At 61.9% G+C, this 14,919-nt stretch carries 14 protein-coding genes; 5 read left to right on the top strand and 9 right to left on the bottom strand.

Translation table 11 applies throughout. From position 1 onward, the window contains the following. Positions 1–28: 28 nt before the first annotated feature. Together ACR0LD_RS02710 and ACR0LD_RS02705 are read right to left on the bottom strand one after the other, a co-directional pair. Entirely contained in the window at positions 29–1,834 is a 1,806-nt protein-coding gene (locus ACR0LD_RS02710) for an ABCB family ABC transporter ATP-binding protein/permease (protein ID WP_480635561.1), read from the bottom strand. Between the two features lie 76 nt (positions 1,835–1,910). Beyond that, complete coding sequence (locus tag ACR0LD_RS02705; RefSeq protein WP_480635560.1) at positions 1,911–3,326, bottom strand: LysM peptidoglycan-binding domain-containing protein; 1,416 nt, start codon at positions 3,324–3,326, stop codon at positions 1,911–1,913. A 126-nt stretch (positions 3,327–3,452) separates the two neighbouring features. On the opposite strand from ACR0LD_RS02705, the gene ACR0LD_RS02700 reads away from it, so the two are divergent. Continuing rightward, positions 3,453–4,004 (top strand): LOG family protein, encoded by a 552-nt coding sequence (locus ACR0LD_RS02700; RefSeq protein ID WP_170338492.1) that lies wholly within the window; start codon positions 3,453–3,455, stop codon positions 4,002–4,004. Between the two features lie 48 nt (positions 4,005–4,052). Here the strand turns inward: ACR0LD_RS02700 and ACR0LD_RS02695 are convergent, their stop codons facing one another. The 3 genes from ACR0LD_RS02695 to ACR0LD_RS02685 all read right to left on the bottom strand — a co-directional run bounded on the left by ACR0LD_RS02695 (position 4,053) and on the right by ACR0LD_RS02685 (position 6,215). Beyond that, positions 4,053–4,514, bottom strand: a complete 462-nt coding sequence (locus tag ACR0LD_RS02695; protein ID WP_170338489.1) for a host attachment family protein — start codon at positions 4,512–4,514, stop codon at positions 4,053–4,055. Positions 4,515–4,730: 216 nt separating this feature from the next. Beyond that, on the bottom strand, positions 4,731–5,612 hold the full coding sequence (locus tag ACR0LD_RS02690) for a metallophosphoesterase (RefSeq protein WP_170366377.1): 882 nt from the start codon (positions 5,610–5,612) through the stop codon (positions 4,731–4,733). A gap of 3 nt (positions 5,613–5,615) precedes the next feature. Beyond that, entirely contained in the window at positions 5,616–6,215 is a 600-nt protein-coding gene (locus ACR0LD_RS02685; protein ID WP_093962459.1) for a superoxide dismutase, read from the bottom strand. A gap of 97 nt (positions 6,216–6,312) precedes the next feature. On the opposite strand from ACR0LD_RS02685, the gene ACR0LD_RS02680 reads away from it, so the two are divergent. Then, the gene (locus tag ACR0LD_RS02680) at positions 6,313–7,074 is read left to right on the top strand and encodes an FkbM family methyltransferase (protein WP_480635559.1); all 762 of its coding nucleotides are present in this window, start codon (positions 6,313–6,315) and stop codon (positions 7,072–7,074) included. A 277-nt stretch (positions 7,075–7,351) separates the two neighbouring features. Beyond that, positions 7,352–7,567, top strand: coding sequence for a hypothetical protein (locus ACR0LD_RS02675; protein ID WP_480635558.1), 216 nt, complete (start codon positions 7,352–7,354; stop codon positions 7,565–7,567). Positions 7,568–7,622: 55 nt separating this feature from the next. On the opposite strand, the gene ACR0LD_RS02670 is transcribed toward ACR0LD_RS02675, so the two are convergent. The 4 genes from ACR0LD_RS02670 to ACR0LD_RS02655 all read right to left on the bottom strand — a co-directional run bounded on the left by ACR0LD_RS02670 (position 7,623) and on the right by ACR0LD_RS02655 (position 13,052). Continuing rightward, positions 7,623–8,189, bottom strand: a complete 567-nt coding sequence (locus ACR0LD_RS02670; protein ID WP_170528948.1) for a sarcosine oxidase subunit gamma — start codon at positions 8,187–8,189, stop codon at positions 7,623–7,625. Beyond that, positions 8,182–11,196 (bottom strand): sarcosine oxidase subunit alpha family protein, encoded by a 3,015-nt coding sequence (locus tag ACR0LD_RS02665; RefSeq protein ID WP_480635557.1) that lies wholly within the window; start codon positions 11,194–11,196, stop codon positions 8,182–8,184. Before ACR0LD_RS02665 ends, ACR0LD_RS02670 begins: the two co-directional genes overlap by 8 nt. A 67-nt stretch (positions 11,197–11,263) precedes the next feature. Continuing rightward, complete coding sequence (locus ACR0LD_RS02660; protein WP_480635556.1) at positions 11,264–11,593, bottom strand: sarcosine oxidase subunit delta; 330 nt, start codon at positions 11,591–11,593, stop codon at positions 11,264–11,266. 214 nt (positions 11,594–11,807) lie between these two features. After that, on the bottom strand, positions 11,808–13,052 hold the full coding sequence (locus ACR0LD_RS02655; protein WP_170366392.1) for a sarcosine oxidase subunit beta family protein: 1,245 nt from the start codon (positions 13,050–13,052) through the stop codon (positions 11,808–11,810). Between the two features lie 175 nt (positions 13,053–13,227). On the opposite strand from ACR0LD_RS02655, the gene ccmI reads away from it, so the two are divergent. Together ccmI and ruvX are read left to right on the top strand one after the other, a co-directional pair. Further along, positions 13,228–14,457 carry a c-type cytochrome biogenesis protein CcmI gene (gene ccmI / locus ACR0LD_RS02650; protein WP_480635555.1) on the top strand — a complete coding sequence of 410 codons (1,230 nt, stop codon included), beginning with the start codon at positions 13,228–13,230 and terminating at the stop codon, positions 14,455–14,457. Then, positions 14,454–14,918, top strand: coding sequence for a Holliday junction resolvase RuvX (gene ruvX / locus ACR0LD_RS02645; RefSeq protein WP_170358658.1), 465 nt, complete (start codon positions 14,454–14,456; stop codon positions 14,916–14,918). The genes ccmI and ruvX overlap by 4 nt, the downstream gene beginning before the upstream one ends. The last annotated feature ends 1 nt before the right edge of the window (position 14,919 follow it).

Genomic DNA, 14,919 nt, shown 5'->3' with positions numbered 1-14,919 from the left:
TTCATTTGAAACCCTAGCTGAAGCGGATTCAGGCCGCCTGCGTATCCGATTGCTGGCGGTTCCACAGCTGGGCATAGCGCCCTTCACGGCGCAGCAACTCGTCGTGGGTGCCTTGCTCGATGATTTCGCCCTTTTCCAGAACGACGATCTGGTCGGCCTCGGCAATCGTGCTCAGGCGGTGGGCGATGGTGATCACCGTACGCCCCTCGCCTGCGCGGGCCAGGGCATCCTTGATGTCCTGCTCGGTGTCGGTATCCAGCGCGCTCGTGGCCTCGTCCAACAGCAGGATCGGCGGGTTCTTCAACAGCGTCCGCGCAATGCCCACGCGCTGCTTCTCGCCGCCAGACAGCTTCAGGCCACGCTCTCCCACCTTGGTCTCGTACCCCTCGGGCAGAGAGATGATGAAGTCGTGGATTTGGGCGGCTTTTGCGGCGGCTTCGATCTCGGCCTGCGAGGCCCCCTCGCGGCCATAGGCGATGTTGTATCGGATCGTATCGTTGAACAGCACTGTATCCTGCGGCACCACGCCGATGGCGGCGTGCAGGCTTTCCTGCGTCACGTCGCGCACATCCTGCCCGTCGATCCGCAACGCGCCCTTGGTCACGTCGTAGAACCGGAACAGCAACCGCCCGATGGTGGATTTGCCCGAGCCGGTCGCGCCCACGATGGCAACGGTCTGCCCCCCCGGCACCACCAGAGAGACACCGCGCAGGATCTCGCGGTCCGGATCATAGCCGAAATGCACATCGTCCAGTTCGACCCGGCCTTCGGTGATCTGCAGAGGTTTTGCGTCTGGCTTGTCCACCACCTCGGCCGGCTGCTCCAGCAGCTGAAACATCTGGCCCATATCCACCAAGGCCTGCCGGATCTCGCGATAGACGGTGCCCAGAAAGTTCAGCGGCACGGTGATCTGGATCATGTAGGCGTTGACCATCACGAAATCGCCCACCGTCAACTGCCCGTTCTGAACGCCGATCGCGGCCAGAACCATCACTCCGATCAGGCCACAAGTGATCAGGAAGGACTGACCAAAATTCAGGAAGGCCAGCGAGTATGCCGTTTTCAACGCGGCCTGCGCATAGGCCTTCATCGACACGTCATATCGTTCAGCTTCGCGCCGTTCGGCGTTGAAATACTTGACGGTTTCGAAATTCAGCAGGCTGTCGATGGCGCGCTGGTTGGCCTCGGTATCCTGGTCATTCATCTCGCGCCGCAGCTTCACGCGCCATTCGGTGACCGTGAAGGTGAACCAGATGTACAGCGCGATGGTGACGGCCACCACGACCAGGTACCAGACGTCGAACAGCCACATCAGAACCACCGCCACCAGCAGCAGTTCAAGGATCAGAGGGCCGATCGAAAACAGGAGAAAGCGCAGCAGGAACTCCACGCCCTTGACCCCGCGCTCGATGATCCGGCTGAGGCCGCCCGTTCGGCGGGTCACATGATAGCGCATCGAGAGCTGGTGGATGTGCTGGAAGGTTTCCAGCGCCAGCGCCCGCAGCGCGCGTTGCCCCACCGGCGCGAACAGCGCATCGCGCAACTGCTGGAACCCCACCGTCATCATCCGCGCCACGCCATAGGCCACGGTCAGCCCTACGGCGCCCAGCGCCAAAGGCGGCACGCCCTCGCCCGCCAACGCGTCAACCGCGCCTTTGTACAGGATCGGCGTATAGACCGCGATCAACTTCGCCAGAACCAGCATGGCCATCGCGAAGACCACCCGCCGTTTGACCCACGGCTCATCTTCGGGCCACAGGTACGGAGCCACTTTTCGGATAGTCAGCCAACCCGACTTGCGTTCGTCCATCTGTGGCATGTCTGCGGAATGCATAGGCGCAAGTCTTCTCATGTCTGACCCGGAAAGCTTCGAGGCCGGGCGAAAACCCGGCCCCGCAAGACCTAAGCCTTTATTCCGGGATGGTGAAGACCTGGCCTGGATAAATCAGGTCGGGGTCGCGGATCAGGTCGCGGTTCGCATCGAACAGGCGGACATACAGAACACCGTCGCCAAAACGCTCTCGCGAGATCGCCCACAGGGTATCGCCCTTTTGCACGGTAACGGACCGGATCGGCGTGCTCTGGTCGGCGCCCGGCACCGCATCCTGCGCCTCGGCCGCCTGCAGAACTTCAACCGGCTCGCGCTTGAACGGCGTTTCCAGACGGCTCAGCACCGTTCCGTCCGTGTCGACTTCGTCAACGCGCAGCGTATAGACACCGGGATCGACTTCTTGGATTTCCCCGCGCCAATCACCGTCCTGCCCTGGCGTGATATCGGCCACCAGCTTGTTGTTCAGATAGAGCCGAACCGCAGCACCCTCGGACACACGGCCGGACAATTGGACATCGCCAGCGTCGGAATAGCCGATCGTATCAAGCGCAACCTGCTCGGGCGACGCGTCTTCGGACGACGGCGACTGGACAAGCTCAACCCCTTCCTCACCGGACCGCAAAACGGCCACCTGCTGGCTTTCGCTGGATTGAGTCTCGGTCGTGGCCTCGGGTGAGGTTGCTTCTTCGTCCCGCGCCCCGGAAACGGTCTCGTCCGCTTGCGCGACCTCGGTGTCCTCTGCGACTGCGGCCGCAGACGGCTGTTCCGCCGTTTCGTCCTGCGCTTCGGTGTCCGTGCTGGCGACTTGCTCGTCCTTAGCGGGTGGCGCAGGCGGCTTGGGCAACGCGGCAATCAGATAGTCATCCGATTGCGCAGACCGGGTACCGTCACCGGCTTCAAGAACCAGACCTCGCGCGGCCTCGCTGAAGGGGATGGTGACGAACTCGGCGAACTGGCCGCTGCCATCGACCGTGAAGCTGTGGATCGGCTCGCCATCCAGCAGGATACGAATTTGACTGCCCGGGTCGCCTTTGCCGGACAGCAGCGCATTGCCGTCGGGCTCCACGAATATCTGGTCGAGCGTCGGAGCAGTTGCGGCCGCGTTAGCCTCGGGTGTGGGAGCAGCCTCTGCCGGCTGTTCTTCAACCGTCGCGTCCTGCGCAGTCTGCTCGTCGGTCGCAGTTTTCTCTTCGGCTTCCGGCGCGGTTGCTTCTTCGGTCTCGGTCGAGGTCTGAACCTCGTCCGCGTTGTCAGTTTCCGCAACGACCTGCGAGTCCTCTGCATCCGGGCTTGGTGCCGGTGCAGCGGCTGGCTCAGTCGTCTCTTCGCTGGCGCTTTCGGCGACGGCCTCTTCCGTAGTGGACTGTTCAGACTGCGGCGCAGGACCGAAGACACCCGAAAGATACAAGCCCCCGGCGCCAATCACAGCCAAGATACCCGCAAGGATACCCCAGACGAATGCACCCGACCTACCGCTTCCCGATTTGGCGTCCATGTTTTTTCCTTCACTCCGCAGCGCAAATGCCTTGACTCAAAAGCTTTCCGCCGAACGGTTGAGCCAATTTACCAATCCCGCTATCACGGGTCAAAACCTCTGACACAACCCCGGAGTCGCTGTTTGATGTCCCAGAAATCGATCTGTGTGTATTGCGGGTCACGCAATGGCGCGAATTCGGCCTACACAAAGGCCGCAGGCACCTTTGGACGGCTGCTGGCCGCCGAGGGCTGGCGGCTGGTCTACGGTGCGGGTGACGTGGGCCTGATGGGTGAAGTCGCCCGGGCCACGCAAGCGGCCGGAGGCGAAACCTTCGGCGTGATACCGGTTCATCTGCTCCGGCGGGAAGTGGGAAAAACAGATCTGACGCGTTTTGTGGTCACCGAAACGATGCACGAGCGCAAGAAAGTCATGATCATGAATGCGGATGCCGTGGTCGTGCTGCCCGGCGGACCCGGGTCGTTGGACGAGTTGTTCGAGGCACTGACCTGGCGCCAGTTGGGCCTGCATGACAAACCCATTCTGGTGATGAATGTGGACGGATACTGGGACGCGCTTCACACGCTTTTGGATCAGGTGATCGACGCAGGTTTTGCGGATGCCTCCTTGGCCCGTTTCATTACCTGGGTCGACGACGCCGAGTCCGCGATGGACGAATTGCGCAAGTTATTGAAATAATAGGCGTCACGGGCGGCTTCCCCGCCCGTGAGTCCCGAACTAGCTAGATCAGGCGGTCGAGGTGCGCAGTTGGCGTTGCAGCACCTTTTCGACCTTGTGCAGTGGATGATTGGTCAGGGTCTTGTCGACTTCGGCTACGACTTTGGCCAGAACTTCGCTGTGAAGGCGCCGGCGCAGCAGGCCCAGGACCTGTGGGCTGGCAACCAGAACAAGCCGCTTGTACGCGCCCTTCAGCCCTTTTTTGTTGAGCAGGTTGGCCACATCCTGGACAAACAGGGATTTGGCGTGAGTGCGCCAGGTGTCTTCTTCCACCGCAGATTTCTGGTTCGGCCCGGTATCATTTCGCCGTCCCGCCCGATCCGAGGGCTTGCTCCGCGCGGCGAGATGATCATGTTCCTCAACTGATACGACCACCAGATTGGGGTTCTCGGCATCCGTCACGTTTTCAGTGAACAGTGCTTTTTCCCCGTCGGCGATGATGACCCAAGTACCCTGTGCAAGTGCGACCATTGCGATCTCCCGTTGTGGTTTTCGTGGCCGTCCCCCGCCCGAACAAGAACAGCCAACATCTTGCACCCACGGCACAATTTGGCAGCTATTCCCTCATTGTTTTGGTTTTGGCGGTTCTCTCCTCCCGCAACTAACAGCTAATCACTCTTTGGCGTCTTGCAACGGCGCATGCGCGCAAAAGTTGACGTATCGGCAAGTTTCCACCCGAAGCGCAGATCAGGCCGAAATTTCGACAAGCGTAATCTCGGGTGTAACACCAAACCGGACCGGAAGGATCGAGCACCCAATGCCGCCGGAAACTACCAGATCCTTTCCACCTTCGCGCACCGGGCCGTAGGCATAGCGATTGCCAAACAGCGAGGGCACCACGGGCGACCACCCAAACAGTCTGATTTGACCACCATGCGTGTGACCGGACAGTGTCAAGGCAACGCGATCTGGCACTTGGGGAAATATGTCCGGTTCATGCGCCATCAGGATGACGGGCGCGTCATCGGTAATCTGCCGCAACGTGCCGGACAGATCGTCCAGGCCGCGGTATCGCCCATTGCCCTCCACGATGGCCAGTTGGTCTTCGAGGCCCGCCAGCCAGATTCCCGGACCATCCAGTTTCTGCGCAGAATTGGATAGGACCGGGATGCCACTCGCGGCCAACGCATCGGCATATAAGTTGGGCCCACCGCCCCGGCGTTGAGCGGCCGTATCATCCCACCAGTCATGGTTTCCCAGCACCGCGAAAACCCCATGGCGCGCGGTCAGTCCGGCAAGAACCGGGGTGATGTCCGCCATCGCGACAGGTTTCGAAACCATCCTGTGGCTGGCGGTGAAATCCCCCAGCAGCAAGACCAGATCGGCATCCAGCGCATTTGTGCGCCTTACGACCTGCTTGATACGCTTTACGGTAACGAATGGCTCGCCGGCATGAAGGTCGGCGATGACCGCGATCCGCAGCGGAGGCGCCGTCCAGTCCGCGCGCTTGAGCTTCCATTTGCGAACCCGCAGCCGCATAGCCGGTTCGATAAAGAACCCGTACAGCGAAACAACAAGGCCTGCCAGCGTCACCGCCAGCAGGCCCTTGATGAACCCTCGTCGGGTCAAGAGTTACATCCGCGATGCAACGTTTTCCCAGTTCACCAGGTTGTCGAGGAAGTTCGACAGGTAGGCCGGACGCTTGTTGCGGAAGTCAATGTAGTAGGAGTGCTCCCACACGTCGCAACCCAGAAGCGCCGTCTGGCCGAAGCACAGCGGGTTCACACCGTTTTCGGTTTTGGTAACCGCCAGCGAACCGTCGGCATTCTTGACCAGCCACGCCCAGCCCGAACCGAACTGACCGGCACCGGCCGCGCTGAACTGCGATTTGAACTCCTCGACCGAACCGAAGCTTTCAACCAACGCCTTTTCCAGCTCGCCCGGCATCTTCGACTCGCCCGGACCCATCATTTCCCAAAACTGGTTGTGGTTCCAAAGCTGGCTGATGTTGTTGAAGATCCCGTTCTGTGCGACGGCCGACTTGTCATAGGTGCCGACGATGATCTCTTCCAGCGACTTGCCGTCCCACTCGGTCCCGGCGATCAGCTTGTTGCCGTTGTCGACATAGGCCTTGTGGTGCAGATCATGGTGATATTCCAGCGTTTCCGCCGACATGCCCTTGGCTGCCAGCGCGTCATGTGCATAAGGAAGATCAGGAAGTTCAAAAGCCATCTCGGCCCCCTGTAAATTTGTGTTGCGTTCCCAAGGTTAAATGCTTTGGCAACCGCCGCAGGTCAAGGCCCGAGCGCAGAAAACCCGGAGGTCCGCGATGCTGACGCAGGCGCGCAAGATGTTCTACCGTGCCCGCGGTCATTGTGCAGGCAACCTGAATGGCGAGGTGTTCCGGCTGGACCCCTACCATTCGAAATTCTGGCGCAAGGCCTCAAGCGGCGCGTGGGAGCCCGAGACTTTCGTGGTCCTGGACCAGCACCTGTCGCCCGACCGCGACTATCTGGACATCGGCGCCTGGATCGGGCCGACGGTTCTTTATGGCGCGCGCAAGGCCCGGCATGTCTGGTGTTTCGAACCCGACCCCACCGCCTTTCGCCATCTGGCCTGGAACCTAGACCTGAACGACATCCGCAATGTCTCGGCCTTTGGCGTGGCTTTGTCCGACCGGTTCGGCGTGGCGCGCATGGCTTCAGTCAGGGGCGAGCGCGGCGACTCCACCAGCTCGCTCCTGCATGACGGCGCGCATGGAACCGATGCCCTGACCATCGCCTGGGACCAGTTCACCACAGCGACGGACTTGACATGCATTTCGCTGGTCAAAATGGACATCGAAGGGGCGGAGTTTGCGGTTCTGCCGACGCTCGCCGACTGGCTGCGGGAGCAGAAGCCAGCCCTGTATCTGTCGCTGCACGCGCCCCTGTTGGACCAAAACAACCGCGCCGAACGGGTCGAAGCCCTGCTTGCTACGTTGTCCTTCTACTCGAACATGCACGATGAAGCCGGGCGCCCAATCTCGGCCCAGGACTTGCTGGGCCCGAGCGCTTTGACCCAGTACCGTAGCGTCCTGTTCACGGAATAGAGTTCCGTGACGGAAACTCTACGCAAACGAGAGTTTGCCCTTGAACACCCGACGACGCAGTGTTCATTTTCCTGTATTGATCATTGAAATTACAGGAAAATTGACTTGCGACTTATTCCATTTCTCGCCGCGGTTCTGACGGCACAGGCGGCTGCCGCATCCCCCACGGCTTACAAGTGTACGATCACGAAAAAGGATTGCCACGGCTGGGTTGCACCCGAATATGCCTTTCAAATCGACCCCGAGGCCGGCACGGCCCAAGCCGCCAGCAACTACCATGACTGGACCAACGCGCAGCTTCGGGATCGTTGGGGCCAAGGGCTTTCGGATGATCTGGAACGTGACGCTCAAGAGTACCGAAGGTCAGGCCATTCGCATGCGCTATCAGGCGAATCTTGCGACAGATGGCGGGCTGAAGGTGAGCGGCAGTTTCGTGAATGTCGGGGCATCGAACAAACCCTACGGAACCGGCAGATGCGAGGTCGTCAAATAATGAAAAGCCCCGGTAGTGTCCGGGGCTTTTTCTGTCTGCCAAGGTGGGGTCGGGTTCAGTAGTATCCGACCTCGCTGCCGGGCTGCGCCGCAACCTTCAGCAGCTTGAACACGTAATCCGCCACCGATCGGAAGCACACCACGCGAAAGGATTCCGCGTCGTCCATCCAGAACGCCCCCGCAACCTGCGCCAGGCGCGTGCGCCGGATCTGACCGGGCTGGAAGGCATCGGACGAGAAATCGACGGGCGCAACCTTGCCCAGCACCTCACGCGCGGTCGATCCCGAGACCCGGAACACCGCCCGCGCGTCCGAGACGTTGACCGCCAGCGCGTGAACGCCGCTCAGCGCGCCCTGCATGGCGGCCAGTTTGGCCTCGACCTCGGCGTAAGGAACCAGCACCAGCAGCTCGTCCGGCGACATCCAGCAGACGCCGGTCTCGCCATCGACGAAAGCCTCGCGCTGGCCGGGCATCTTCTGGCCGGTGGCGTCCTTGACCGCCTTGATCACCAGCTTGTCGGACAGATCGCCGCGCAGGGTGATCATCCCCTGCAGGCCGCATTCCTCGATCCGGGCGATGCCGTCAAAGCTTGCGTGGTTCAGTGCGCTGATGGGTTCAGACATTCTGCTTCTCCCCGTCCTTGTCGTAGAACACCGGGTCCACGATCTTGGCCTTGTAGATTTTGTCGTCGGTGCCCGGGAATTCGATCACCTCTCCCATGCGGTTCGGCCCGTTCTTGACCAGCCCCATGGCGATGCCCCGGCCCAAATTGGCCGAGTAATAGGTCGAGGTCACGCGCCCGATCACGTTGCGCTGGCCGTTGGCATTCACGCCCTCGCCCACCGCATAGGCGCCGTCGGGCAGAACCGATCCATCCACAGTTTCCAGACCCACCAGTTTCCAGCGGTCCGGGTCGGTCATGTGAGAGCGTTCCTGCGCCCGCTTGCCCAGGAAATCCTCTTTCTTCTTCGAGATCGCCCAGTGCAGCCTCAGGTCCTGCGGGATCACGGTGCCGTCGGTCTCGTCCCCGATCATGATGAAGCCCTTCTCGGCCCGCAGAATGTGAAGACATTCCGTGCCATAAGGCATCACGCCAAACTCTTTCCCGGCCTCCATCAGGGAATCCCAGAAGGCCTGCCCCTGGCTGGCGGGCACCGCGATTTCATAGGACAGCTCGCCCGAGAACGAGATACGGTAGGCCCGGCAGTCGAAACTGCCGATCTGGCCATCGCGCCACTCCATGAAGGGCAGCGCCTCGCGGCTGACATCCATGCCGCCGAGCTTCTCCAGTACCTTGCGGGCGTTGGGGCCCACCACGGCGACCTGGGCGTATTGCTCGGTCACGTTGGCGACATAGACCTTCCAGTCCCACCACTCGGTCTGCAGCCATTCCTCCATATGGGCATGGATGCGCTCGGCGCCGCCGGTGGTGGTGTGGCACAGCCAGGTGTCCTCGTCGATCCGGGCCACCACGCCGTCGTCGATCAGGAAGCCGTTTTCCGAGCACATCAGGCCATAGCGGCATTTGCCGACCTTCAGCGTGGACATCATGTTGGTGTACATCATGTCCAGAAACTTGCCCGCGTCCGGGCCCTTGACGATCAGCTTGCCCAGGGTCGAGGCATCCAGCAGCCCGAGGTTTTCACGGGTGTTCTTGACCTCGCGGTTCACCGCGTCATGCACGGTTTCCCCGGCTCGGACATAGGCGTAAGGGCGGCGCCAGTGGCCCACCGGCTCCCAATCGGCACCATTCCGGTCATGCCAGTCATGCATCGGCGTGCGGCGGATCGGCTGGAACACCTCGCCGCGCGCCTCGCCCGCGATGGCGCCCATCGAGATGGGCGTGTAGGGCGGGCGGAAAGTGGTGGTGCCGACCTTGGGAATCTCCGACTCCAGCGCATCAGCAAGGATCGCCAGGCCGTTGATATTGCTCAGCTTACCCTGATCCGTCGCCATGCCCAGCGTGGTATAACGCTTGGTGTGCTCGACGCTTTCATAGCCCTCGCGTGCGGCCAGTTGCACATCCGAGACCTTCACGTCGTTCTGGAAGTCCAGCCACGACTTCATGCGCAACTGCACCTCGGCCTTAGCGGGCATCAGCCAGACGGCCTGCATCGGCGCTTCCGTCTCAGTCTCGCCCTGCGGAGCCTTGGTGTTCTTCGGCTTGAACCCGGCTGCCTTGGCCGCGGCCTTGCCCGCGGCGTGGGCATCGGCCAGAACCTCGCCCAGCGCCAGCGGCCCGCTTGCCGAGCCCGCGGCCACAACAAAGCCTGCGCCATTCGCGCCCAGCGGCGGACGGTCAGGATCAGGGCGGAAATGGGCGTTGGCTTCGTCCCAGATCAGCTTGCCGCCGCAATGGGACCACAGGTGCACCACCGGAGACCAGCCGCCCGACATGGCAACCGCGTCGCATTCGACCTCTTCCCGAGCGCCGCCGATGCCTTCCTGGTTGCAGATCGCGACCTTCTTGACCCGCTTGCCGCCCTTGACCTTGGCGATGGCCTTGCCGGGATCGACCCGGATGCCGAGGCTGCGCGCCTCGTCCGCCAGCGGCCCGGCCGAGGGACGGGCATCGATGACGCGCAACACATCCACGCCAGCCTGTTTCAGAATGATCGCGGTTCGGTAGGCGTCGTCATTGTTAGTGGTGACGATCACGCGCTCGCCCGGGGTCACGCCCCAGTTCACGACATAGTCGCGCATGGCCGAAGCCAGCATCACCCCCGGCACGTCATTGCCGGCAAAGGACAGCGGGCGCTCGATCGCACCGGTCGCCGTAACGACCTGTTTGGCGCGGATGCGCCAAAGGCGGTGGCGCGGGCCCTGGGTGCCCGGTTTGTGGTCGTTCAGACGCTCGTATCCCAGCACGTAACCGTGATCATAGACCCCAGCCCCCATGCAGCGCGACCGCATGGTGACGTTGCCCATTGTTTCGAGTTCGGAAACCAATTGTTCCACGAACTTATCCACAGGCTCGTCGTTGACGGTGCCGCCGTCGACAGGCGCGCGCCCCCCCCAATAGGCGGTCTGCTCGATCAGCATGACCTTGGCGCCCGATTGCGCGGCGGCTTTGGCCGCCTGCAGGCCCGCAACACCGCCGCCGATCACCAATACGTCGGTGAAGGCATAGAAGTGTTCATAGGTATCCGCGTCGCGGCTGTCCTTATCGGGCGCCTTGCCCAGACCGGCGGACTGGCGGATGAACGGCTCGTACACATGTTTCCAGAACGGCTTGGGGTGGATGAACGTCTTGTAGTAGAACCCCGCCGGCAGGAACCGCGCCAGAGCCGTGTTCACCGCGCCGATGTCATATTCCAGGCTGGGCCAGTGGTTCTGCGAGATCGCGGTCAGGCCGTTGAACAGCTCGGTCGTAGTGGCGCGCTGGTTCGGCTCGAACCGGTTGCCCTGCCCCAAACCGACCAGCGCGTTGGGCTCCTCGGCGCCGCTGGCCACGACGCCGCGCGGACGGTGGTATTTGAATGACCGGCCGACCATCATCTGATCGTTGGCCAGCAGGGCCGAGGCCAGCGTGTCGCCCTGATAGCCTTGCATCGCGGTACCGTTGAATGAAAACGTGACCGGTTTCGATCTGTCGATCAGGCGACCTTGATTTGCGAGACGGGTGCTCATGTTGCGGACCTTTCGCAGGTGGAGGCACCAAGACCTCCGGCGGATGTGTTCTTGAAAAGACGAAGCATCAGGAGAACTCTCTCCACGTCCAACCCGGCCGTTTGGCCGAAATCGCATCGCGGATCTCCTGCGGCGGCTCGGTGACCTGGGCCGAATAGGTGCCGAACACCTCGAGCGTCGCCGTGCAGCGCGCGGCATGGAACCACTTGCCACAGCCGTTGCTGTGGCGCCAGCGTTCAAAATGCACGCCCTTGGGGTTTTCGCGCATGAACAGATAGTCATGGAAATCGTCGTCCGACGCCTCGGGACCGAAGCGTTTCAGATGCGCTTCGCCACCGGCGGTCAGTTCGGTCTCTTCGGCGTCGACGCCGCAATAGGGGCACTTCAGGATCAGCATGTGGCTACTCCTTGCTTGAAATCTTTCGACCACACGCCCAAGTCTAGGGTATGGATATTTTGACGATAATTCTGACCGTTGTAGGCACGCTTGCCGTCATTGGGCTGATCGCGTTTTTCATTTTCCGGTCTGAGGAAAAGAAGGCCATCAAGCCAAAATCCGACAGCCCGAAAAGTTCTGAGACCATTCACGGAGCACATTGGGGCGACTGACATCAGTGCGCGACCCCGGCGGCGACGCTTTCGTCGATGAAGCGGCCCTCTTTGAACCGGTCCAGCGAGAACGCCTCGGTCAGCGGGGAATGCCCGGTGGCCATCAGCTGCGCCATGCCCCAACCCGAGCCGGGGATGGCCTTGAACCCGCCGGTGCCCCAACCGCAATTGATGAAGCAACCGCCCAGCGGCGTCTTGGACAGAATGGGCGAGCGGTCGCCGGTCATGTCCACGATGCCACCCCACTGGCGCAGCATCTTCAGCCGCGAGATCATCGGGAAGGTTTCGACCAAGGCGCGGACGGTTTCCTCGATATGGTGGAAGCTGCCGCGCTGGGTGAAGTTGTTGAACCCGTCAGTGCCACCGCCGATCACCATCTCGCCCTTGTCGGATTGCGACATGTAGCCGTGTACGGTGTTGGCCATCACCACCACGTCCATGCAGGGCTTGATCGGCTCGGACACCAGCGCCTGCAGGGCCAGCGCCTCGACCGGCAGGCGAAAGCCCGCCATCTCGGCCAGCTGGCCCGAATGGCCCGCGACCACGATGCCCAGCTTGTCACATTCGATGGCGCCCTTGGTCGTCTCGACCCCTGTGACGCGACCGTTTTCAGACCGGACGCCCGTGACCTCACACTGCTGGATGATGTCCATACCCATATTCGAACAGGCACGCGCATAACCCCAGGCCACCGCATCGTGGCGTGCGGTACCTCCGCGCTCTTGCCACAGCGCGCCAAGGACCGGATAGCGCGGGCCGTCGATGTTGATGATCGGGACCAGCTGCTTTACGCGCTCGGGCTCGATCCATTCGGTCTTGACCCCCTGCAGCGCGTTGGCATGCGCCGTACGCTGATAGCCGCGCACCTCGTGCTGGGTTTGCGCCAGCATCATCACGCCGCGCGGGCTGAACATCACGTTGTAGTTCAGATCTTGGCTCAGATCCTCGTACAGACCGCGCGATTTTTCGTAGATCGCCGCCGACGGGTCCTGCAGATAGTTCGAGCGGATGATGGTCGTGTTCCGCCCGGTATTGCCGCCGCCCAGCCAGCCCTTTTCGATCACTGCGACGTTCTGGATACCGTAGTTCTTGCCCAGATAATACGCCGTCGCCAAACCGTGCCCGCCGGCACCGACGATGATCACGTCATACCGTTTCTTGGGTTCTGGCGAACGCCAGGCGCGCTCCCATCCGGTGTGATAGCGCAGCGCCTCTCGCGCTACGGCAAAGGCTGAATAGTGTTTCATGAGCGAATCCGTCCGGTTCGTGATTGGCCGAAGATATGCCGTGCGGCGACAGATTACCCCTGCCGTACAGCGCCGCAATATCGCACTATTGCGACATGTAGGCCATTCGCGGCCATTTGTCCCTTTTTTCCGGGCGCGCGCAGGTCTAAGTGAGGGCAACAATTCCGGAGAGATCATGACATTCTGGGTTCTGCTTCTGCTCTTTGCGCTGTCGATCACCGCATTCCTGGCCTTTGGCCTGACCCGAACCCGCCGGCGACAGGAACATCCGGCGGCCTACGATTTGCGGGTCTACAAGGAACAGCTGGCCAGCGTTGATCGCGATCTGGCCCGCGGAGTGATCGCCAAAGCCGACGCCGAGCGGGTTCGGACCGAGATTTCGCGCCGTATCCTGGCCGCCGACGCGCAAATCCGTACCGGTGACGCGACGACCGGGCCGTCGACCACTGTTCGGTTGGCCGCCATTGGGTTCGTTGCCCTGGTTCTGATCGGCGGAGCGTTTGCTTTGTACCGCCAACTGGGCGCTGCCGGATACCCTGATCAGCCGCTTTCAGCGCGCATGGAGATGGCCGCCGAACTGCGTGAGAACAGACCCGGCCAGGAAGAGGCCGAGCAGATGGCCCCGCCCGTCGAAGCGCCTCAGCTTGAAGACAGCTATGCCAACCTTCTGAACCAGCTGCGCACGACCGTGGCCGACCGACCGGACGATCTTCAGGGTCACATTCTATTGGCGCAGCACGAAACCAACGCGGGCAATTTTCAGGCCGGTTATGAAGCCCAGCGCCGTGCAATCGAGTTGATGGGGGATGAGGCCCCAGCGGACGCCTATTCTAACCTGGCAGAAATGCTGATCCTGGCGGCAGGGGGCTATGTCTCGCCCGAAGCCGAAGCGGCCTTGCGTCAGGCACTGGAACGCGACCCGCAATCGGGACCGGCGCGCTATTACTGGGGACAGATGCTGCTGCAGATCGGACGGCCGGACCAGGCTTATCGCGTCTGGATGGACACGCTGCGCACTTCGCCGCCGGGCGCGCCTTGGGCCAACGCCATTCGCGCCCAGATCGACGAACTTGCCTGGCGCGCCGGCGTGTTCAACGCGCCCGAAATCGCAGCTGCTCCGGCGGGTCCGGGCCCCAGCCAGTCGGATATGGAAGCAGCGGCGGAAATGACGCCCGAGGAGCGTCAAGAGATGATCCGCGGCATGGTTGACGGATTGTCGGACCGGCTGGCGACCGAAGGTGGTTCTCCGCAGGAATGGGCTCGACTGATCTCGGCGCTTGGGGTGCTGGGAGAAACCGAGCAGGCCGCCGCGATCCGCGATGAAGCCGCGACCAAGTTTGCCGAAGACCCTGCCGCGCTTGAACTGATCAACTCGGCCGCGCAGCAGGCTGGTCTGTCGCAATGATCCACGATGTGTTCGAGGATTTCGCAGCCGCACTGCCCCCGTTGCAGGCGCTGATGGGTCTGGACCTGGGCGAAAAGACGATCGGCGTGGCTGTTTCCGACCGCATGCGCGGCGTAGCCAGCCCACTTGAGACCGTGCGCCGCAAGAAATTCAAGCTGGACTCTGCCCGCCTTCTGGAAATCGCTGCCGACCGCGAGATCGGAGGGATCGTTCTTGGCCTGCCCATGAATATGGACGGATCCGAGGGTCCAAGGTGCCAATCGACCCGCGCGTTTGCCCGCAACCTGTCCCAACTGACCGACATCCCGATCGGGTTCTGGGACGAGCGTCTGAGCACAGTTGCGGCAGAAAAGGCACTTTTGGAGGCGGATACGACACGAAAACGTCGCGGACAGGTTATCGACCACGTCGCGGCGGGTTATATCCTGCAAGGAGCGCTGGACAGGCTGCGCTTTCTTTAAC

The organism is Ruegeria sp. BF8 (assembly GCF_056538625.1).
Note: the sequence above shows the minus strand (reverse complement) of the source record. Positions and strands in the feature narration are given on the sequence as shown.

What these genes read in the sequence shown, in the direction of transcription:
- ACR0LD_RS02705 (WP_480635560.1), bottom strand. Translation starts at nt 3,326, where the DNA reads ATGGACGCCAAATCGGGAAGCGGTAGGTCGGGTGCATTCGTCTGGGGT.
- ACR0LD_RS02700 (WP_170338492.1), top strand. Translation starts at nt 3,453, where the DNA reads ATGTCCCAGAAATCGATCTGTGTGTATTGCGGGTCACGCAATGGCGCG.
- ACR0LD_RS02680 (WP_480635559.1), top strand. Translation starts at nt 6,313, where the DNA reads ATGCTGACGCAGGCGCGCAAGATGTTCTACCGTGCCCGCGGTCATTGT.
- ACR0LD_RS02695 (WP_170338489.1), bottom strand. Translation starts at nt 4,514, where the DNA reads ATGGTCGCACTTGCACAGGGTACTTGGGTCATCATCGCCGACGGGGAA.
- ccmI (WP_480635555.1), top strand. Translation starts at nt 13,228, where the DNA reads ATGACATTCTGGGTTCTGCTTCTGCTCTTTGCGCTGTCGATCACCGCA.
- ACR0LD_RS02670 (WP_170528948.1), bottom strand. Translation starts at nt 8,189, where the DNA reads ATGTCTGAACCCATCAGCGCACTGAACCACGCAAGCTTTGACGGCATC.
- ACR0LD_RS02660 (WP_480635556.1), bottom strand. Translation starts at nt 11,593, where the DNA reads ATGCTGATCCTGAAGTGCCCCTATTGCGGCGTCGACGCCGAAGAGACC.
- ACR0LD_RS02685 (WP_093962459.1), bottom strand. Translation starts at nt 6,215, where the DNA reads ATGGCTTTTGAACTTCCTGATCTTCCTTATGCACATGACGCGCTGGCA.
- ruvX (WP_170358658.1), top strand. Translation starts at nt 14,454, where the DNA reads ATGATCCACGATGTGTTCGAGGATTTCGCAGCCGCACTGCCCCCGTTG.
- ACR0LD_RS02710 (WP_480635561.1), bottom strand. Translation starts at nt 1,834, where the DNA reads ATGCATTCCGCAGACATGCCACAGATGGACGAACGCAAGTCGGGTTGG.
- ACR0LD_RS02655 (WP_170366392.1), bottom strand. Translation starts at nt 13,052, where the DNA reads ATGAAACACTATTCAGCCTTTGCCGTAGCGCGAGAGGCGCTGCGCTAT.
- ACR0LD_RS02675 (WP_480635558.1), top strand. Translation starts at nt 7,352, where the DNA reads ATGACTGGACCAACGCGCAGCTTCGGGATCGTTGGGGCCAAGGGCTTT.
- ACR0LD_RS02665 (WP_480635557.1), bottom strand. Translation starts at nt 11,196, where the DNA reads ATGAGCACCCGTCTCGCAAATCAAGGTCGCCTGATCGACAGATCGAAA.